Annotated in this window: 16 protein-coding genes and 3 pseudogenes; 7 read left to right on the top strand and 12 right to left on the bottom strand. The window is 73.8% G+C overall.

What is annotated here, in order from left to right; genetic code table 11:
* Nucleotides 1–64: 64 nt before the first annotated feature.
* From KPL57_RS04930 to KPL57_RS04920, 3 genes are all read right to left on the bottom strand, one after another.
* Nucleotides 65–1,147, bottom strand: coding sequence for a Fic family protein (locus KPL57_RS04930; protein WP_226350694.1), 1,083 nt, complete (start codon nt 1,145–1,147; stop codon nt 65–67).
* A 182-nt stretch (nt 1,148–1,329) separates the two neighbouring features.
* Nucleotides 1,330–1,707 (bottom strand): NUDIX hydrolase, encoded by a 378-nt coding sequence (locus KPL57_RS04925; RefSeq protein WP_226350693.1) that lies wholly within the window; start codon nt 1,705–1,707, stop codon nt 1,330–1,332.
* Between the two features lie 134 nt (nt 1,708–1,841).
* Complete coding sequence (locus tag KPL57_RS04920; RefSeq protein WP_075333883.1) at nt 1,842–2,330, bottom strand: FBP domain-containing protein; 489 nt, start codon at nt 2,328–2,330, stop codon at nt 1,842–1,844.
* Between the two features lie 99 nt (nt 2,331–2,429).
* Between KPL57_RS04920 and KPL57_RS04915 the strand changes: the two genes are divergently transcribed.
* On the top strand, nt 2,430–2,864 hold the full coding sequence (locus tag KPL57_RS04915; RefSeq protein ID WP_226350692.1) for a hypothetical protein: 435 nt from the start codon (nt 2,430–2,432) through the stop codon (nt 2,862–2,864).
* Between the two features lie 3 nt (nt 2,865–2,867).
* On the opposite strand, the gene KPL57_RS04910 is transcribed toward KPL57_RS04915, so the two are convergent.
* Nucleotides 2,868–3,437 carry a hypothetical protein gene (locus KPL57_RS04910; protein ID WP_226350691.1) on the bottom strand — a complete coding sequence of 190 codons (570 nt, stop codon included), beginning with the start codon at nt 3,435–3,437 and terminating at the stop codon, nt 2,868–2,870.
* A gap of 303 nt (nt 3,438–3,740) precedes the next feature.
* Between KPL57_RS04910 and guaA the strand changes: the two genes are divergently transcribed.
* Nucleotides 3,741–5,291: a glutamine-hydrolyzing GMP synthase gene (guaA, locus tag KPL57_RS04905; protein WP_226350690.1), complete on the top strand. Its 1,551-nt coding sequence runs from the start codon at nt 3,741–3,743 to the stop codon at nt 5,289–5,291.
* Between the two features lie 157 nt (nt 5,292–5,448).
* Here guaA and KPL57_RS04900 read toward each other — a convergent pair whose 3' ends face one another.
* Together KPL57_RS04900 and KPL57_RS04895 are read right to left on the bottom strand one after the other, a co-directional pair.
* Nucleotides 5,449–5,655 carry a hypothetical protein gene (locus tag KPL57_RS04900; RefSeq protein ID WP_226350689.1) on the bottom strand — a complete coding sequence of 69 codons (207 nt, stop codon included), beginning with the start codon at nt 5,653–5,655 and terminating at the stop codon, nt 5,449–5,451.
* The gene (locus KPL57_RS04895; protein WP_226350688.1) at nt 5,648–6,889 is read right to left on the bottom strand and encodes a PspC domain-containing protein; all 1,242 of its coding nucleotides are present in this window, start codon (nt 6,887–6,889) and stop codon (nt 5,648–5,650) included. Before KPL57_RS04895 ends, KPL57_RS04900 begins: the two co-directional genes overlap by 8 nt.
* Before the next feature lie 226 nt (nt 6,890–7,115).
* Here KPL57_RS04895 and KPL57_RS04890 point away from each other — a divergent pair, with 226 nt between their 5' ends.
* Nucleotides 7,116–8,426, top strand: coding sequence for a PspC domain-containing protein (locus KPL57_RS04890; protein ID WP_374203662.1), 1,311 nt, complete (start codon nt 7,116–7,118; stop codon nt 8,424–8,426).
* Nucleotides 8,423–9,130 (top strand): response regulator transcription factor, encoded by a 708-nt coding sequence (locus tag KPL57_RS04885; protein WP_226350687.1) that lies wholly within the window; start codon nt 8,423–8,425, stop codon nt 9,128–9,130. The genes KPL57_RS04890 and KPL57_RS04885 overlap by 4 nt, the downstream gene beginning before the upstream one ends.
* Before the next feature lie 206 nt (nt 9,131–9,336).
* Here KPL57_RS04885 and KPL57_RS04880 read toward each other — a convergent pair whose 3' ends face one another.
* Nucleotides 9,337–10,656: a hypothetical protein gene (locus tag KPL57_RS04880; RefSeq protein WP_226350686.1), complete on the bottom strand. Its 1,320-nt coding sequence runs from the start codon at nt 10,654–10,656 to the stop codon at nt 9,337–9,339.
* 367 nt (nt 10,657–11,023) lie between these two features.
* The gene (locus KPL57_RS04875) at nt 11,024–11,284 is read right to left on the bottom strand and encodes a chorismate mutase (RefSeq protein WP_149663792.1); all 261 of its coding nucleotides are present in this window, start codon (nt 11,282–11,284) and stop codon (nt 11,024–11,026) included.
* Between the two features lie 309 nt (nt 11,285–11,593).
* Between KPL57_RS04875 and KPL57_RS04870 the strand changes: the two are divergent.
* Nucleotides 11,594–14,054: pseudogene (locus KPL57_RS04870) on the top strand (UvrD-helicase domain-containing protein).
* Nucleotides 14,055–14,071: 17 nt separating this feature from the next.
* Here KPL57_RS04870 and KPL57_RS69290 read toward each other — a convergent pair.
* The 4 genes and pseudogenes from KPL57_RS69290 to KPL57_RS04850 all read right to left on the bottom strand — a co-directional run bounded on the left by KPL57_RS69290 (nt 14,072) and on the right by KPL57_RS04850 (nt 16,911).
* Complete coding sequence (locus tag KPL57_RS69290; protein WP_226350723.1) at nt 14,072–14,392, bottom strand: hypothetical protein; 321 nt, start codon at nt 14,390–14,392, stop codon at nt 14,072–14,074.
* A 139-nt stretch (nt 14,393–14,531) separates the two neighbouring features.
* Nucleotides 14,532–14,669 (bottom strand): annotated as a pseudogene (locus KPL57_RS69285) (DUF1707 domain-containing protein); the annotation flags it as partial.
* A 73-nt stretch (nt 14,670–14,742) separates the two neighbouring features.
* Nucleotides 14,743–15,597, bottom strand: a complete 855-nt coding sequence (locus KPL57_RS04855; protein ID WP_226350685.1) for a M23 family metallopeptidase — start codon at nt 15,595–15,597, stop codon at nt 14,743–14,745.
* 339 nt (nt 15,598–15,936) lie between these two features.
* Nucleotides 15,937–16,911: a triacylglycerol lipase gene (locus KPL57_RS04850; RefSeq protein WP_020623376.1), complete on the bottom strand. Its 975-nt coding sequence runs from the start codon at nt 16,909–16,911 to the stop codon at nt 15,937–15,939.
* Between the two features lie 279 nt (nt 16,912–17,190).
* Between KPL57_RS04850 and sucC the strand changes: the two are divergent.
* Both sucC and sucD read left to right on the top strand, forming a co-directional pair.
* Nucleotides 17,191–18,362: pseudogene (sucC, locus tag KPL57_RS04845) on the top strand (ADP-forming succinate--CoA ligase subunit beta).
* Nucleotides 18,363–18,365: 3 nt separating this feature from the next.
* Nucleotides 18,366–19,250: a succinate--CoA ligase subunit alpha gene (gene sucD, locus KPL57_RS04840; RefSeq protein WP_226350684.1), complete on the top strand. Its 885-nt coding sequence runs from the start codon at nt 18,366–18,368 to the stop codon at nt 19,248–19,250.
* Nucleotides 19,251–19,361: the final 111 nt, after the last annotated feature.

Below are 19,361 nucleotides of genomic sequence, written 5' to 3'. Positions count from 1 at the left end.
GTCCGGCGGGACCACGAGCTGGTGGTCGTCGTCGCCGGTCAGCGCTCGCACTCTTCGTGCTCTGTCACTCAGGGCGAGTCAACACACTCAGGAACTCGTGGTTGACGAAGAGGGTCTCTCGACCGGCCTTGACGTCGTGGAGAAGGCCTGCCTCGACCAGGGCGTGCAGCCAGGTGGAAGCGGTCTGGCGCGATACGTCACACCGGCGTGCGACAGTGCTGATGCGGCAGTAGGGCTGTTCGAACAGCACGGCCAGGAACTGCGCGTCCCGTCCACCCGAGGTAGCAGCGCGAGCTCGCTCGGCGATGTCCTCCTGACACGTGCGGATGGCTCCGATCTTTCGCGTCGTCGACACAGCGGACTCGCGGACGACGTCGAGCATGTAGAGGACCCACTCGATCCAGGCGCCGTCCTCTGTCACGGCTCGCAGGAGTCGGTAGTAGTCGTTCTTGCGGGCGATGATGGCGCGTGAGAGGTAGAGGATCGGGTCGTTCAACAGACCAGCCTCGATGAGCATCAGGATGTTGATGACGCGGCCGGTACGACCGTTGCCGTCGTGGAAGGGGTGGATGGCCTCGAACTGATAGTGGCCCACCGCCATGCGCACCAGTGGATCGAGATCGTCGTCAGCGTGGACGAAGCGTTCCCAATCCGAGAGCTTGTCGCGAATGAGGTCCGCCCCCTCGGGCGGTGCGTACACGACTTGCCGTGTGGCCGGGTTGGCGATGCGCGTGCCGGGCACCGCACGAACGGCCATCTCCCGGCCCTGCAGCTCGGAGCAGATTCGAGCTGCAGTCACAGACGTGAGCGGCCGGTCCCTGATCGACTCGACCCCCGCGAACAGCGCGCTGCGGTAGCGCAGTGCCTCCTTGGTGGCGTGATCTCCCCCACCGGAGTCGACGTGCTTGAACAGCTCATCGGCCGTGGTCACGATGTTCTCGATCTCGGAGCTGGCCTGCGCCTCGAGTAGCGGGACAGCATGGATCAGGATGTTGGGGTTCGGCAGGAACTGGCCGGCCTGGGCGAGTGTCGCCAGCGCTGTTCGGGCTTCGATGGTTGCTTTGAGCACGGGCTTCGGCTCGAGGTCCAGTCCGGCCGGCGGCAGCGGGGGCAGATCGTTGAAGGGAACGTCGGGGCTCCAGGACACGCGTCAACTCCTTCACCTCATCCGTTCCACACGTTAAAAAATTCGGATGAACCTAACACGTTGGCCGGACGTGTCAGGTCTCGTGACACATCCACGCCACGCCTTGCCCGACTGATCCTGGTCGCGTCCCACGGCTCTCGGCCTTCGAGCCGTTCTTCGTGTCGTCGGGGGCGACCGGCCGCTCACTCCTCCCCGAGGTACTCGCGGACCGGGCCGAACAGATCCGGCATCAGCTCGCCCAGCTCGACCGGCGACACCCACCGAACCTCAGCCAGCTCTTCCGGCGCCGCGACCGGCTCGACCTCGCCGACGGGGCGACACGCAACGTAGACCATCAGCCGTCCGGTCCGCGGGTGGCGACGGCGCCCGATCTCAGCGACGACGTCGACCACGAGGCCCGTCTCTTCGGCCGTCTCCCGCACGGCGGCCGCGGCAGGGGTCTCGCCCTGCTCGACCTTTCCGCCTGCGAACACCCACAGCGGGATGCCATCAGTCCGGCGGCCGACCAGGACGCCGTGCGGGCCACGAACCACCGCGACCGCAATCAGCTCCTGATCCACCGGTCGAGTAGATCAGCACCACCACGTGCGGGCGCAGTAGCCGCCGGTCAGCGGTCGTGTCCTCGTCGTCGTTGTCGCAGGCAGCGACGAGGGAGCCGATGACGACAAGCGATGCGAGCAGGGGGAGTGCTGGGTCACCCGGTGACGGCGGCGACGAACTCCACGGCCCGCTCCCGCAGCCCGGCCCGTCGCTCGTCGACGGTCGTGCCGGGGGTGGGCTTGAGCGCGGCCGTGGCCGTCTCCACGCGGACGTGCTCGGCGCAGGCGAGGTCGGCGCAGATGTAGGTGCCGACGGTGTCGCCCTGGCGTCCCTTCGCCCCGCGCCGGGGAGCGGCGAACAGCGCGACCCCGCCGACGGTGTGGGTGGTCCGACACAGCGCGCACATCGCGGCGGACCGGGCGCCGCCGGAGGCTGCGCGCAGGACGACACCGGCCGGGCCGTCGTCGGTCGGGACGAGCAGTACCCCGCGGTCGGGGGCCTTCGGGTCACGCCAGCCGCGGACGTCGTCGAGCCGGTCCGGGTCCAGGTCGCGGACCCACGCGGGCAGGACCAGCCGCGTCGCCTCCCCCTTGGAACAGTTGGTGAGGGCGCGGCGGATCCGGGTCTCGGTCGGGCTGGTCACGGCGGACCACGCTAGGCGCCTCCGGTGACGGCGGTCGAACGGGTTTCGCCGCGGTAGGTTCGGCGGTGACGCCGTCGTCACCCCAGGAGGAGCCCGCCGATGAGCCGCCCCACCGCCGGAGCCGCCATGGGCGGCGGACGTGCCTTCGTCGACGCGACCGGGACCCCGGTGCCGCTGCGCGGGCCGGTCGTGCGGGTGGTCGCGACCGATCCCCGGGTGGGGGAGCTGCTGCTGGAGCTGGGCGCGCAGCTGGTCGGCTGCGCGGGGAGGCTCGACGGCGTCGACCCGGTCGGCGAGGACCGCAGCCCGGAGCCGGAGGCGGTGCGGGCGCTGGGCCCGGACGCGATCGTCACCGGGACGGCCGGGGGCCGGTACGACCTGGCCGACCCGGCCCTGCTCGGGCGGCTGCGCGACATCGCGCCGACCGTCGCGGTCGACCTCGGGCGACGCGCGGCGAGCGCGGCGGACCTGCGGGCGCTGCTCGGGTCGGTGCAGCCGCCGCCGCTGCGGTCGCGCGGACGGCACGAGGAGTGAGGGTCAGCCCGCCAGGACGGCGCGGACCCGGTCGGTGACGGCGGTCAGGTCGTCGCGCACCAGGTTCGCCTGCGTGGTGAACACCGACAGCTGGGACGGGTCCAGCGCGAGCGCCCCGGAGGTCCCCGCGGTGGCGGCGGCGGCGCCGTGGTCGAGCAGCGCGGCCCAGGACCTCTGCGCGGCGGCGTCGGGCACGGCGTCGTAGGCCCGCGCGGCGTCGACGGCGGTCCGCAGCCGTCCGCAGGCGACGGCGAGCGCCACCGCGTCCTGACGGCCCGCGGCGTCGGCGACCCGGGTGAAGCCGTCGCCGATCGCGGTGAGGTGGGTGAGGCCGCCGTTGTCGCGCCACGCCGTCATCGCGACGACCGGGTCCCCAGCCCACAGGCCGGTCCCGGCGGCGGACCCGACCAGCGACGCGGCGACGGTCTGCGGCAGCGGCGGGCCCTGCGGCACCGTCGCGCCGGACGCGGTCACGGTTTGCGGGGTGGGCAGCGGCGAGGTCGCCGACGGGGTCATGATCAGCCCTGCGGCGGCGATCGCCGCGGTGCCGGTGGCGGCGGCGCAGAGGAACACCGGCAGGACCCGGGCCCGGAACGCGCGGGCCCGGGGGACGACCGGTGCCGCGGTCTCCCGGGCCGGCTCCGCGGCACCGGGCTCGTCGACGGGGGCCAGGGTGGGGACCGCGGCGGGGGCCGCGGTGGGCGCGGCGGCCGGACGGGTCTCCTGCTCCGGCGCGGAGCGCTGGGCGGGGACGAGCGGCGCGACGGTCGTGGTGGTGCCGTCGACGGCCGGGTCGGCGGGGGTATCGTCGGTGCCGGGGCGGTGCGAGACGGTGCGGACGGCGGGTGACCTGCGTCGCCCGTTTACCCTGGTCGTGTGCAGACCCCGACCGTCCTCGTCGTGGACTACGGCGCCCAGTACGCGCAGCTCATCGCCCGTCGCGTGCGCGAGGCGGACGTCTACTCCGAGATCGTGCCCGCCTCCCTGCCCGTCGCCGAGATCGTGGCCCGCGAGCCCGCCGCGGTGATCCTCTCCGGGGGACCCGCGAGTGTGTACGCCGAGGGCGCCCCCGCGGTCGACCCGGCGCTGTTCGAGGCGGGCATCCCGGTGTTCGGCATGTGCTACGGCTTCCAGGCGATGGCCCGCGCTCTGGGCGGCGAGGTCGCCCACGACGGCACCCGCGAGTACGGCCGCACCGAGGTCGCGCTCACCGGCACCCCCGGCACGCTGCACGACGGCCTGCCGCGCACGCACCCGGTGTGGATGAGCCACGGGGACTCGGTGACCGCGGCGCCGGCGGGCTTCACCGTCACCGCCTCCACCGACCGGGTCGCGGTCGCCGCGTTCGAGGACACCGAGCGGCGCCTCGCCGGCGTGCAGTACCACCCGGAGGTCGGCCACTCCCCGCACGGCCAGGAGGTGCTCCGTCGGTTCCTGCACGACGTCGCGGGCATCCGCCCGTCCTGGACGACGGCGTCGATCATCGACGACACCGTGGAGGCGATCCGCGCCCAGGTCGGCGACGGTCGCGCGATCTGCGGGCTGTCCGGCGGGGTCGACTCCGCGGTCGCCGCCGCGCTCGTCCAGCGCGCCATCGGTGACCGGCTGACCTGCGTGTTCGTCGACCACGGGCTGATGCGGTCGGGCGAGCGCGAGCAGGTCGAGAAGGACTTCGTCGCCGCCACCGGCGCGACGCTGCACGTGGCCGACGCCGCCGACCGGTTCCTCGACGCGCTCGCCGGGGTCACCGAGCCCGAGCAGAAGCGCAAGATCATCGGCCGGGAGTTCATCCGGGTCTTCGAGGCGGCCACGGCGGAGGTCGTCGCCGACCACCACGTCGGGTTCCTCGTGCAGGGGACGCTGTACCCAGACGTCGTGGAGTCCGGCGGCGGTGACGGCACCGCGGTCATCAAGAGCCACCACAACGTCGGTGGACTGCCCGACGACATCGAGTTCGAGCTCGTCGAGCCGCTGCGCGCGCTGTTCAAGGACGAGGTCCGGATGGTCGGCGCCGAGCTGGGGCTGCCCGAGGTCATCGTCGGACGTCAGCCGTTCCCCGGCCCCGGCCTGGGCATCCGCATCATCGGCGAGGTCACCCGCGACCGGCTGGAGACCCTGCGCGCCGCGGACGCGATCGCCCGCGAGGAGCTGACCGCCGCCGGGCTGGACCGCGAGATCTGGCAGTGCCCGGTGGTGCTGCTGGCCGACGTCCGCAGCGTCGGCGTGCAGGGCGACGGTCGCACGTACGGCCACCCGATCGTCCTGCGTCCGGTGTCCAGCGAGGACGCGATGACCGCGGACTGGACCCGGCTGCCCTACGACGTCGTCGAGCGGATCTCGACCCGGATCACCAACGAGGTGTCCGAGGTCAACCGGGTGGTCGTCGACGTGACGAGCAAGCCCCCGGGCACCATCGAGTGGGAGTGAGCCGGGGCCCGACGTAACAGGGGCGGGGCCGATGTCTCGGCCCCGCCCCGGCCAGCCCGGGCCTGTGCGGTGTCCGACCCCCGTCGGACGCCGCTGCCACGCGGGCGGCAGCGGGTCCGGCGGCGCTCCCCAGCCCGCCGGCTCCCGTGATGACCCTTTAGTCGTCCGATGTGGCCCGGGAGTTACGCACGCTCGCCATCAGGAATGCGATCCCCGCCACAACCGCGGTCCCGGCGAGCATCCAGCGCAGGTCGACGACCTCCCAGGGGGCGATCCCGAGGACCCCGCACACGGCCACCAGCAGCGACAGGATCCCGGCGACGAAGGCGAACGGGTCGGTGCGACGGACGAGCGAGCTATCCACGGGTGACCTCCACGGTTCCCAGCTCGGCCCGCAGGTCGAGCTCCAGCACCCGGCCACCGGGTCCGTCCGGGCCGGGGTCGTTCACGGTCAGGTCCACGTTCTGCCCGGTGCGTGTCGGTCCGTCGACGGTCAGGTCGCCGGTGCCGACCGAGCTGCGGACGCGCAGGTCGGCGTCACGCGGGACCCGGACCTGTACCAGCCCCGCGCCGACCTCGGCCCGGGTGCGGACGGGTCCGGTCGCGCCGGGCGTCGCGGTGAGGTCGAGGCGGGTCAGGTCGAGCTCGACGGCGCCGGTGCCCCGCCGGTACTCCGGGGCGAGTGCGGCCGCGGTCGTCGGGGCCTCGACGGCCTCCCCGATGCCACCGCGCACGGCCCATCCGTCGGGGCCGACGGCGTCGTTGAGCGGGATGGTGGCCGCGGTGACGAGCGCGAGCAGCACCGCGAAGGGCACCAGCCAGCGTCCGGCGCGTCGCAGCGCACCGACGACCAGCCCGATCCCGACGACGGCGAGCGCGGACCCCGGGACGGCCGAGGCCGGCACCGCCCCCGGTGCGGCCAGGGCGAGCCCGCCGACCATCCCGGCGACGACCAGCGACACGGCCAGCGTGATCGGCGTCAGCGACGACCGGGGGGCCGGCGGCGGACCCGGCTCCGGGCCCGGTTCGGGCAGGTCCCAGGCGAACGGGGCAACGCCGAGCGGATCCCAGGCCGGTGGTGCAGCCACCGCCACGGTGGGGGCGTGCGGGTCCGCGACCCACGGCACCACGGGTGTGGGCGCCGCGGCGGCCTCCCGGGCCCCGGGCCGGTTCCCCCGGGTCACGTGCAGCGTGACGAGCAGCGCGATGGTGACGGCGGCGGGGATCACCCGGTCGCTGGACAGCACCAGCGGGACGGCCAGCAGCGCGGCCATGACCAGCAGCGCCACCGACAGCGCGGAGGACGGTCCGTTGCGCGGCGGGACGGGGCTGCCGGGCGGCCCGGCGTCCGGCAGGACCGCGCAGCCCGCCAGGTAGAGCGGGATTCCGGGGCCGACGATCGCCGCGACGACGAACCCCACCCGGACCAGCGTCGGGTCGATCTCGTAGCGGCGCGCGATCGCGGCGGAGACCCCGGCGAGCTTGCGGTCGTCGCGCGGACGCAGGGGCCGGGAGTCCCACATGTCGCGCAGGGTGTTCCGGGCCGTCGTTGCCGCCGACGGTGGTCGGCCGCTCCCGGGCAGCTGCGTCTCGTTCATGGCGTCGAGCCTGCCGTCCGGGCGGGCCCCGGCGTCTCGGGGACAACCCCGAGACGACCCCGGTCCCGATCCGGAGGGGATCCGGCGGGGGTCGTGTGACGATGGTGTCGTGAACAGCTCGGATCCCTCGACCGGCGCCGCAGCGTCGTCGGCGGACGCACGGCCCTCTGCGGAGCCCTCTGCGGAGCCCTCTGGGGATGCACGGTCGTCGGCGGATGCGCCGACGGTGCCGGTCTCCGATGGCGCTGCGCCCGCGCAGCCCGCGTCCCCGCGGCCGGGCGGCCCGGTGCCGCCGAGCCCCGGAGCGCGCGTCCCGCTGGCCCGGCGCCGCTCCGGGCGGATGGTCGGCGGCGTCGCGGGTGGGGTGGCCGACCACCTCGGCGTCGACGTCCGGTGGATCCGGGCGGCTTTCGTCGCCCTGAGCCTGCTGGGCTGGGCGGGCGTACTGGCCTACGGCCTGCTGTGGGTGTTCCTGCGGCAGGAGGCCGACATCGTCGAGCGGACCCTGACCCGGTCCGAACGGCTGCAGGCCGCCGGGTTGCTGACGCTGGGTCTGGGGTTGTCGCTGGTCGCGGTGACCTCGGGCTCGGCGGTGCTCGGCTGGATCGCCGGCCCGTTGGGACTGGCGACGGTCGGCGCGGCCGTCGTGTGGCGGGAGGCCGACGAGGCGCAGCGACGGCAGTGGGCGCGCGACGCCCGCAGCCGTGTCGGGGCCGGCCGTGCGGCGCTGGCTCGCACCCTGCTCGGCGCCGCGCTGGTCCTGACCGGGCTGGCGGTGTTCCTGCTCGGGAACCTGGACCTGGGCCAGGTGCGGTTCGGGATCCTCGCGGCGCTGGCGACGCTGCTGGGTGTCGCGGTCCTCACCGTCCCCTGGTGGGTGCGGCTGGTGCGCGACCTCGGTGAGGAGCGGCGGGCCCGCGCGGTCGCCGCCGAGCGCGCCGAGATCGCCGCGCACCTGCACGACTCGGTGCTGCAGACCCTGGCCCTGATCCAGCGGCAGTCCGGCGACCCGCGCGAGGTGCAGCGGCTGGCCCGCGGCCAGGAACGGGAGCTGCGCGCCTGGCTCTACGGGCCCGGTGGGCGTGCCCGCGGCGGCAGCGGCAGCCCGGACGCGGCGGAGACGCTGCTGTCGGTGGCGATCACGCGCGTCGCGGGGGAGGTCGAGGACACCTACGCGGTGACCGTCGGCCCGGTGCTGGTCGGCGACGCCGAGCTCGACGACGACCTGCGTGCCCTGGTGCTGGCGGCGCGTGAGGCAATGGTGAACGCGGCGAAGCACTCGGGCACGTCCGAGGTCGACGTCTACGTGGAGGTCGAGCCCGCCTCGGCCGAGGGGCCGGGCGCCGCGGAGGTGTTCGTGCGCGACCGCGGCACCGGTTTCGACCCGGACGAGGTCTCCGACGACCGGCACGGCCTCGCGGACTCGGTGCACGCCCGGATGCGCCGCCCCGGCGGTACGGTCCGGATCCGCACCGGGGCCGGCGAGGGCACGGAGGTGCGGCTGTCGATGCCGCTGAGGGAGAAGGAGACGGCATGACCACCGCCGACGACGTGCAGGACACCCCGGTTGGTCCGGACGACACCGGTATCCGGGTCTACCTGGTCGACGACCACGCGTTGTTCCGCTCCGGCGTGCGCGCCGAGCTGGAGCGCGGCGACGGGCGCAGCCCGGTGCTCGAGGTGGTCGGCGAGGCGGGCTCCGTCGACGAGGCGGTGGCCGGCGTCGGGCACCTCGCGCCGGACGTGGTGCTGCTCGACGTGCACATGCCCGGCGGCGGGGGCGCGGAGATCCTGCGTCGGGCGCGGTCGGCGGGCACCGAGTCGGTGTTCCTGGCACTGTCGGTGTCCGACGCCGCCGAGGACGTCATCTCGGTGATCCGGTCCGGCGCCCGCGGCTACGTCACCAAGACGATCTCGGGCCGGGACCTCGCCGACGCCGTGCGGCGCGTGCGGGCCGGCGACGCGGTGTTCTCGCCACGTCTGGCCGGGTTCGTGCTGGACGCGTTCTCCGACCGCCCGGGCGCGGCACCGCCGGTGGACCCGGAGGTCGACCAGCTGACCAAGCGGGAGCGGGACGTGCTGCGGCTGCTGGCCCGCGGCTACGCCTACAAGGAGATCGCGAAGGAGCTGTTCATCTCGGTGAAGACGGTGGAGACCCACGTGTCGAGCGTGCTGCGCAAGACCCAGACGTCGAACCGGCACGAGCTGTCCCGCTGGGCTTCCGACAGGAGGCTCGTGTAGGTCGCGCAGCGACCGGAGCGTGCCGGAAGGAGCATCGGCACCGACAGGAGGCTCGTGTAGGTCGCGCAGCGACCGGAGCGAGCCGGAAGGAGCATCGGCTCCGACCGTCGGCTGGCCTGACACGGCACGTGTGCGCCGGCACCGACACGGCCCCGGCCTCCGCGTGTGCGGGGGCCGGGGCCGTCGTCGTGGTGGGTGGGAGGGCGTCAGCCGCCCAGCAGCCCGCCGGCGCCCTTCGTGACACCGCCGAGCACCCCGCCGACCGGCTCGGTCACGCCGGACAGGGCGCTCCCGACCGGCTCGGTCACCGTGCTGACCGCCTGCCCCACGGGCTTCGTGACGGCCTGCAGCGGCTGGGTGGCCTCGTCGGACGAGGAACCGGTGTCGGGCTTCTTGGCCGAGGTGTCGAGGAGCCCGGTGACCGGCTCGGCGGCCTTCAGGATCGGCCCGGTGAGCGGCTTGGTGCTGTCGAGCACGGGCTCGGTGACCGGCGACAGCGCGCCGAGCACCGGCGTCGTCACCGGTTCGAGGGTGTCGGTGAGGGGCCGGGTGACCGGCTTGACCGCGTCCGTCACCGGGCGGACGGCCTCGGTGACCGGGGACACGGCGCCGCCGACGGCCCTGCCGACCGGTGCCGCGGTCTGCGCGACCGGGGCGACGACGCCGCCGACGGCGTTGCCGACCGGGCGGACGTTCTCGGTGACGTCCTGGAGCGGGCCGGTGCTGGTCCCGCCGCGCGACGGCGGGGTGCCCGTCACGGGCTCGAGCAGGTTGCCGGCGGGGGCCCGGTTGGGGTTGTTGATCGGCGCGACGATCGGCGCGAGCGGCGAGCCCGTGCCGCCGGCACCGCGCGGCCCCGGGACCGTCGGCGACGACGGGGACCCGGTGCCCGGGTTGCCGGTCGAGGGCGTGCGGGGCGCGGGGACCGCGGCGGCGGGCCCGGCGGCGGTGCCCGGGGTACGGCCGGCCGCGACCGCCTGCACCGGCTGCTGCGGGCCGAAGGCGACGGCCATCCAGTCGGTGGCACCGGGGGCGGGTGCGTCCGGCAGCGGCGAGCTCAGCGCCACGTTCGCCGGGAGGTACTGGGCGGGCAGCGTGTCCGGGGTGCCCGCGGTGGGCAGGCCGAAGCCGGGGAACAGGCCGTCGGCGGCGGCGCGCGCGTCGGAGTTCTCGGTGCCGACGCCGTTGTAGAGGGCGGCGCCGAGCACGGAGCCCGCGGCGAGCAGCGCTCCGGCGACCACACCGGCGCGCCGACGCCCGGACACCTGACGGCCGGTCCAGCCGTCGGCGACGGCCGCGGAGCGGGGCTGCGGGAGGTCGATGTCCGGCCAGCCGCCCGGGGCGCCCGCGGCGGCGATGTCACCGGCCGAGGCGGCGTCGGCGGAGGCACCCTCGGCCACCGGGGGACGCCCTTCCCGGCGCAGCAGGTCGCCGACGGACAGGACGGGCCCGGTGAGCGGGCCCGCTCCGTCGGAAGAGGCGCGGGAAGCGCGCGAGTGGCGCGCCAGTAGCTCGGCGACGCTCACCACGTCGCGGGGGCCGGTGGCGCCGGGGGCGCCGGGAGCGGGGCTCCGGCAGGTGTGTCGGTCACGGCCGCACGTCCTCCTTCGGGTCATTTCGACCTGGGAAGATGTACCGGAAGGAGCGCTTGATTCCCAAGTGATCACCCTCCGCTCGTCGCAGGTAACCCTTTCGGGTGGTTCCCGTTCATCGGCCGTATTCGACCGCTCGGCCTGCTCGTTGCCTCGGAAGGCAACCCCTGCGCAAGGGTGACCTGACCTGAACCCCAGGTGGGGCGCTCGCCGGCGTGTCGCGCTGTGCACTGTGCGTGAATCGCCGAACGGTCGTCACCTCTACCCGGTCGCCGGACGCGACCGGGTGTCGCGCCAGGGGTCAGCGGCCGCCGAGGCGTCCACGGCCCAGCCGCAGGAGCATCATCGCCAGCTCGCGCCCCTCGGGTCCGAGGTCGGCGAACCGGTCGAGCACCGCCATCTCGCGGCTGTAGACGATCCGCGGTCCGCCCGCGGCCATGCGGGCGGCGCCGATGCGCTTCGACACCTCGGTGCGGCGCAGGATCGCGTCGAGGATCTCGGCGTCGAGCCGGTCGATCTCCCGGCGCAGCTGCTCGATCTCGGGGTCGGCTCCGGTGCGCACCTCGGTGCTCGTGCCGGAGCGGGGCTGCGGGATCGGTCACGGTCATGGTCTCCTCGTCTCGGTCACGGGCCGTCGGGACCGAGGACGTACGAACGCCCCGGGTCCGTCGGACTCCGGGGCGTGCGGGTGGCGTCTGGGCTCAGACGGGCGGCGCAGCGGGAACCGGGGTCCGGTACCCGTAGCGAAATCGCCCGTCGTGTGCCACGCGGTGAGTGTAGACCACCCGGCGCACCGGGGCGCCGTGATTCCTGGGGACCGGCGACGCCGGAGCGGGGTGTGTCGGACCCCCGGCGTACCGTGTTCGACACGATGAGTGCGCTGTTCGAACTCCCCGGGACGGGCCCTTCCGCCGCTGCCGAGCCGACGACGGCCCAGGGCCGCCGCCTGCTGGAAGGCCTCAACGACCGTCAGCGGGAGGCCGTGACCCATGCGGGTTCGCCGCTGCTGATCGTCGCCGGCGCGGGGTCGGGCAAGACCCGGGTGCTCACCCACCGGATCGGCTGGCTGCTCGCCGAGCGCGGGGTGCATCCCGGCGAGATCATGGCGATCACCTTCACCAACAAGGCCGCGGCCGAGATGAAGGAGCGCGTCGACGCCCTCGTCGGGCGGCGGTCCGGGCCGATGTGGGTGTCCACCTTCCACTCCATGTGCGTGCGGATCCTGCGCCGCGAGGCCAAGCACCTCGGCGTGCGCAGCGCCTTCTCCGTCTACGACGCCGACGACACCCGTCGCCTCGTCGGCATCGTCGGGCGCGACCTGGAGCTGGACCCGAAGAAGTTCGCCCCGCGGGCACTGGCCGCCCAGATCTCCAACCTGAAGAACGAGCTGGTCTCGCCGGACGAGGCCGCCGAGCGCGCCGCCACCGACCACGAGCGGCGCATCGCCGAGGTCTACGGCGTCTACCAGTCGCGGCTGCGCCAGGCGAACGCCTTCGACTTCGACGACCTGATCATGGAGACGGTCTCGCTGCTGGACCGGCTGCCCGCCGTCGCCGAGTACTACCGGCGCCGCTTCCGGCACGTGATGGTCGACGAGTACCAGGACACCAACCACGCGCAGTACGAGCTGGTCCGCCAGCTCGTCGCCCCGGCCACGGCGAACGGGCGGCCCGGCGAGCTGTGCGTCGTCGGGGACTCGGACCAGTCGATCTACGCCTTCCGCGGCGCGAACATCCGCAACATCATCGAGTTCGAGCAGGACTTCCCCGACGCGCGGACCATCCTGCTGGAGCAGAACTACCGCTCCACCCAGACCATCCTGTCCGCGGCGAACGCGGTGATCGCCCGCAAACCCGGAGCGCCGGGACAAGCGGCTGTGTGGTCGGACTCGGGCGACGGTGAGCGCGTCGTCGGCTACGTCGCGGACAACGAGCACGACGAGGCGTCGTTCGTCGCCCGGGAGATCGACCGGCTCGTCGACACCGGCGAGTACCGCAACTCCGACATCGCGGTCTTCTACCGGACCAACAACAGTCCCGTGTCTTCGAGGACGTGTTCCTGCGGGTCGGGCTGCCCTACAAGGTCGTCGGCGGGGTGCGGTTCTACGAGCGCCGCGAGATCCGCGACGCGCTGGCCTACCTGCGGGTGCTGTCCAACCCGGAGGACACGGTCAGCCTGCGCCGCATCCTCAACGTGCCCAAGCGCGGCATCGGGGACCGGGCCGAGGCCGTCGTCGCCGAGTACGCCGAGCGCGAGCGCACCTCGTTCGCCCGCGCGCTGCGCACCGCCGCCGAGGAGCCGCAGCGGCTCCCCGCGCTGGCGACCCGCTCGCAGAAGAACATCGCCGGGTTCGTGCGCATGCTCGACGAGCTGCGCGAGCTCGTCGACCGCGGCGACGACACCGCCGAGGTGCTCGAGGCCGTCTACGCGCGGACCGGTTACCTGGAGGAGCTGCAGGCGTCGGAGGACCCCCAGGACGGCACCCGATGGACAACCTCGCCGAGCTCGTCACGGTGGCGCGGGAGTTCGCGGGGGACGCCGCGGTCGCCGACCTCGCGTCGGACGGAGGGGGCGCGATCGGGTCCGGCGCGGCACCAGAGGGCGTGGCACCCGACGGCGCGGCACCCGAGGGCGAGACCGACACCTACGACGACACCCCCGACGGTGTCCCGGAGCCCGGCTCGCTGGCCGCGTTCCTGGAGCGGGTCGCACTCGTCGCGGATGCGGACTCCATCCCCGACGACGACTCCGGCGTGGTCACGATGATGACCCTGCACACGGCGAAGGGTCTGGAGTTCCCGGTGGTCTTCCTGACCGGCTGGGAGGACGGGATCTTCCCGCACCTGCGCACCCTCGGTGATCCCAAGGAGCTCGCCGAGGAGCGCCGGCTGGCCTACGTCGGGATCACCACCCGCGCGGAGAAGCGGCTCTACCTGTCCCGGGCGATCGTGCGGTCCGCGTTCGGGCAGCCCAGCACCAACCCGGCGTCGCGCTTCCTCGACGAGGTGCCCCCCTCGCTGCTCGACTGGCGGCGCAGCGAGGAACAGCTCGCCGCGCAGCGCCCGTCGGCGCCGGTCGGGCGGTTCGGGTTCGGGTTCGGGAAGCGTCCGCAGGCGACCGACCGCGGGAGCTGGAAGGTCCCGGAGCGGTCGCTGAACAACCAGACGCTGAACCTCGACGTCGGGGACCGGGTCAACCACGACAAGTACGGCCTGGGCACGGTCGTCGCGGCCGACGGCATCGGCCCGCGCGCGACGGTGACGATCGACTTCGGCTCGGGCGGGACGGTCCGGCTGATGCTGATCGGTGGCGTCCCGATGCAGAAGCTGTAGACCTCAGTCGTCAGTCCTCAGTCGTCGTCGCGGTCCTGCACCGCGGCCTCGGCCGGGGTCAGGACCTTCACCGACCCGAACGCCCCGACGACGTGCACGTCCACCGTCCGGTCGCCGGGCGCGGCGCACGCCGTCGGGCACTCGGTCGAGCCGAACACGGTGAACCCGGAGACGTCCGCCCGGGTTCCCTCGGGCACGAGGACCGTCGTCGAGCCGAACACCGTCACCCCGCCCACCCGGTCGCCGGCCTCGGCCCCGACGGTGCGGGACCCGAACACGGTCAGTCCCTCGGTGATCGGCACGACCTGCGCCAGTCCCCAGACCGCGGCGACGGCCACCGCGGCCGCGGCGAGGATCCCGCCGGCGCGTCGCCCGGCGGCCGCGGCGAACTCCCCGGCCGGTGCCCGGAGGGCCCCGGTCGGCGCCCGTTCGACGGCGGCGTGGGCGTCCCGGCGGTGTCGGCCGGAGGTCGCGGGTCAACGGCTCCAGGTCGGCGCGGGTGCGGGCCGCCCAGGCCGTGGCCGAGCGCTCCTCGTACTCGGGCAGGGACAGCCGTCCCTCGCTGTGCGCGCGCTGCAGCCGGGCGTCCACTGCCCGCCGCTCGTCGTCCCCCACCCGGTACCCCGCCTCGTCCCCCACCCGGCCATTCTGACCCGTCCGGGCGGGTCGGGGGAGCGGTGCCCGGCGATCAGGCGTCGCGCGAGCCCGTCGCGGCGGTGACGTCGAGACCGCGCGCGGCCAGCCACAGCAGCGGGTCGATCTTGGTGCCGTCCGGCTCCCACACCTCGAGGTGCAGGTGCGGGCCGGTGGACTGGCCGCGGTTGCCGACCTCGGCGATCTCGTCGCCGGCCTTGACCTGCTGGCCCTCCTGCACGAACGACCGGTTGATGTGGCCGTAGACGGTGCTTGTGCCGTCGGGGTGCTTGAGCACCACCCACATCCCGAAGCCGCTGGCGGACCGGACTTCTCCACGCGACCCGTCGGTGAGGGCGAAGATCGGGGTGCCGATCGGGGCGGCGAGGTCGATGCCCTTGTGCTGCACGCCCCAGCGGGCGCCGAAGCCGGAGGTGAACCGGCCCGCCGTCGGCAGGACGAACGCCTCGCCGTCGTACAAGACGGCTTTCGGAGCGCCGTGCGACATCGCGGTCGTCACGGCCCGCTCCAGCTTGGCGGCCTCGCGGCCCATCCGGGCGGCCTTCGTCAGGTTGGCGACGTCGACCTTCGAGGTGGCGTCGAGGTCGGGCAGCGACGCGGCCTGCGCGCTGAGCTGCTCCCCGCCGATCGCGGAGGTGTCCAGCGGGGCGGTCGTGTCGGCCGGGCGGGTGTCGCCGGACACCGGCAGCATCGCCGACGCGGCGAGCCGGGCGTAGGACTCCTCGACCGAGGCCTCACCGCCCCAGCCGGGCACCCCGAGGGCCCCGGCGACCGTCTGACCGGCCGCGACCAGCGCACCACCGGCCGCCGCGGCGACGGTCACCCGGGTGCGCGAGACCACCGGCGGGGGAGCCGGGAGCGCCGGGAGCCGGTGACCGGCCGGCGGCACAGGGGGGAGCGTGCCGGGCCGGGCCTCCGGTCGCGTGGCGCCGCTGGGGGAGCGGTGGCGCGACAAGACTGCCCTTCTGGTGGTCAAGGGCGCCGCGGGCCGTTCGGCGGTGATCGTCGGAGTGGGGGCTCCGTCGGGGGATGGTGTCGTTCGGGGCGACACCCGATCACCGTGACCGGTCCGTGACGTGGACAACGCGACGGTAACCCGGGCCTCGCCGAGCGGCAACGGCGGGCCATCGCGCCGTTGCGGACGGTCGTGGATCATCGGCGACCGGTCGGGCGGTCATCGACGCGACGGCGAACGGAGGAGCCCCGTTCCCCCGCGCGGACCGGTCCCTCAGGCGCCTTGCGCCGCGTGCCGTCCGACCAGTCGCAGCGACCCGCGCAGCCTCCGGTCGCGCACCCGGTCGTGCTCGCGGCGCTCCGCCTCGCCGCGGGCCAGCGTGCTCGCCACGAAGTGCACGGTGCGCCGGTCCACCGGCAGGGCGAGGTGGCCGACGTCGTCGAGCTCCAGCTCGGTGACGTCGAGGTCGGGGTGGCGCAGCCGGGAGTTCCGCTGCGGGACGATGATCTCGTCCATCCGTGACCAGACCACCAGGAACCGGGTCCGGCAGCCGGGGGCCGGTTCGTCCAGCTCACGCAGGATCGGCGAGCCGGGGCGGAGCTGGCGGCACAGCGGGAGCGGCGCGAGCCGGGCCAGGTTGCTGCCCGCGTGCGGGCTGCCGAGCGTCGCCAGGGTGTCGACGACGGCGTCGCCCCCCATCCGCTGCACGTAGTAGCGGGCGATCACGCCGCCGAGGGAGTGCCCGACGATGTGCACCCGGTCCGACCCGGTGGCCTCGCGCAGTCGTTCGACGTGGCCGCGCAGCTCGTGCGCCGCGGTGCGGACGTCGTCGGTGAGCAGGCTGTAGTTGATGGCGTGCACGACGCCGAAGCCGCGCCGGCGCAGCTCGTGGGCGAACACGGTGAACACCGAGCGGTTGTCCATGATCCCGTGCACCAGCAGGATCGGCGTCCCGGCCGCGGCGGGGTCGGCGACGACCAGGCTCCGCTTGACCGGCGGCAGGCTGTCGGTGCGCCAGTGGCCCTGCGGGCGGACGGTCTCCTCGGCCAGTCCGATCGGGTACAGCGCGAGGTGCGCGGCCAGCCAGGCGCCCTCCAGCGCCAGCCCGCGCAGGCCCGCACGCGAGGTGAAGGTCCGCGCGGCGTAGCCCGCCGCCTGCGCGAGATCGGACGTCGCGGCCGTCACTGTCGACAGCGCCCCGTCGGCGATCGCGTGCAGGCGAGCGCCTCCGGGTAGCGACGTCGCCATACTCGAAAGGTAAGGCAGGTCACAGGATTCCGCTGTCCCGCGGAGCGATCCGTGGTCCCGATCACTCGGACGGTCCATCTGAATCGAGCACTGCGCCGACAGGGTGACTGCGGTCACCGGCCCAGGTCAGGACCGGTGCGCGCGGCGTGGCTAGGCTCCCCGACGCAGCATCACCGACGTCCGCGACCGCTGCCGCCCGCCACCTGTGCGGGGCGCGCCCGGAGAACGAGCCGGGGACGCGCCGGTCGCGGCGAGAGCGAAGTGGAGCGGGAGAGCCGAGTGGACCTCTACGAGTACCAGGCGAAGGACCTCTTCGCCGCGCACGGAGTCCCGGTGCTGCCGGGCCGGACCGTGGACAACGCCGCCGACGCGGCGGCCGCGGCGGCCGAGCTGGGCACCGCCGTCGTGGTCAAGGCGCAGGTCAAGACCGGTGGTCGGGGCAAGGCCGGCGGCGTGAAGCTGGCGCAGAACGCCGACGAGGCCAAGGAGAAGGCCGAGGCCATCCTGGGCCTCGACATCAAGGGCCACACCGTGCACCAGGTCCTGGTCACCGAGGCCAGCGACATCGCCGAGGAGTACTACTTCTCCTTCCTGCTGGACCGGTCCAACCGCACCTTCCTGGCCATGTGCTCGGCCGAGGGCGGCATGGAGATCGAGCAGCTGGCCGTCGAGCGGCCGGACGCGCTGGCCCGGATCGCGATCGACCCGATCGCCGGCGTCGACAAGGCCAAGGCCGACGAGATCGTCGCCGCGGGCAAGATCCCGGCCGCCGTCGCCGACGAGGCCGCGAACGTCATCGTGAAGCTCTGGGAGACCTTCGTCTCCGAGGACGCGACGCTGGTCGAGGTCAACCCGCTGGTCCGCGACCCGCAGGACAAGGTGATCGCCCTCGACGGCAAGGTCACCCTCGACGCCAACGCCGACTTCCGGCACCCGCGCACGCCGAGTTGGTCGACGAGCGCACCGAGAACCCGCTCGAGGCGAAGGCCAAGGCCAAGGGCCTCAACTACGTCAAGCTCGACGGCGGCCAGGTCGGCATCATCGGCAACGGCGCGGGGCTCGTCATGAGCACCCTCGACGTCGTCGCCTACGCCGGCGAGGCGCACGGCGGGGTCAAGCCCGCCAACTTCCTCGACATCGGCGGCGGCGCCTCGGCGCAGGTCATGGCCGACGGCCTGGACGTCATCCTGGGCGACGACGAGGTCAAGAGCGTCTTCGTCAACGTCTTCGGCGGCATCACCGCGTGCGACGCGGTGGCCAACGGCATCGTCGAGGCCCTCAAGATCCTGGGCGACGAGGCCACCAAGCCGCTGGTCGTCCGCCTGGACGGCAACAACGTCGAGGAGGGTCGTCAGATCCTCGCCGACGCGAACCACCCGCTCGTCACCGTGGTGGGCACGATGGACGACGCGGCCGCCAAGGCCGCCGAGCTCGCGAACGCTGGAGCCTGAGACATGTCGATCTTCCTCAACGAGAACAGCAAGGTCATCGTCCAGGGCATCACCGGTGGCGAGGGCACCAAGCACGCCACCAAGATGCTCGGCGCCGGGACGAACATCGTCGGCGGTGTGAACGCCCGCAAGGCCGGCACCACGCACACGGTCGGCGGCAAGGACGTCACCGTGTACGGCACGGTCGAGGAGGCGATCAAGGAGACCGGCGCCGACGTGTCGGTCATCTTCGTCCCGCCGAAGTTCGCCAAGGACGCGGTCATCGAGGCCATCGACGCCGAGATCCCGCTCGCGGTCGTCATCACCGAGGGCATCCCGGTGCACGACTCGGCGTACTTCTGGGCGCACGCGGTCGCCACGGGCAACAAGACCCGGATCATCGGCCCGAACTGCCCCGGCATCATCTCGCCCGGCAAGTCCAACGCGGGCATCATCCCGGCGAACATCGCCGGTTCCGGCAAGATCGGCCTGGTGTCGAAGTCCGGCACGCTGACCTACCAGATGATGTACGAGCTGCGTGAGTTCGGCTTCTCCACCGCCATCGGCATCGGCGGCGACCCGGTCATCGGCACCACCCACATCGACGCCCTCGAGGCGTTCGAGGCGGACCCCGAGACCGAGGCCATCGTGATGATCGGTGAGATCGGTGGCGACGCCGAGGAGCGCGCCGCGGACTTCATCAAGGCCAACGTCACCAAGCCGGTCGTCGGCTACGTCGCGGGCTTCACCGCCCCCGAGGGCAAGACGATGGGCCACGCCGGCGCGATCGTGTCCGGCTCGGCCGGCACCGCGCAGGCGAAGAAGGAGGCTCTCGAGGCCGCCGGCGTGAAGGTCGGCAAGACGCCGTCCGAGACCGCCGCCCTGATGAAGGAGATCCTCTCCGCCTGATCGGAGCGCTCTCCGTGCACGTCCGACGCGCGGGCCCCGGGAACTCCTCCCGGTGCCCGCGCGTCGTGCTGTGTGCACCCCCGTGCGCCTCACCCGGTCGTGTCGGGGGCA

It is taken from the genome of Pseudonocardia sp. ICBG601, from assembly GCF_020496245.1.
Note: the sequence above shows the minus strand (reverse complement) of the source record. Positions and strands in the feature narration are given on the sequence as shown.

What these genes read in the sequence shown, in the direction of transcription:
- sucD (WP_226350684.1), top strand. Translation starts at nt 18,366, where the DNA reads ATGTCGATCTTCCTCAACGAGAACAGCAAGGTCATCGTCCAGGGCATC.
- KPL57_RS04885 (WP_226350687.1), top strand. Translation starts at nt 8,423, where the DNA reads ATGACCACCGCCGACGACGTGCAGGACACCCCGGTTGGTCCGGACGAC.
- KPL57_RS04895 (WP_226350688.1), bottom strand. Translation starts at nt 6,889, where the DNA reads ATGAACGAGACGCAGCTGCCCGGGAGCGGCCGACCACCGTCGGCGGCA.
- KPL57_RS04850 (WP_020623376.1), bottom strand. Translation starts at nt 16,911, where the DNA reads ATGGCGACGTCGCTACCCGGAGGCGCTCGCCTGCACGCGATCGCCGAC.
- KPL57_RS04915 (WP_226350692.1), top strand. Translation starts at nt 2,430, where the DNA reads ATGAGCCGCCCCACCGCCGGAGCCGCCATGGGCGGCGGACGTGCCTTC.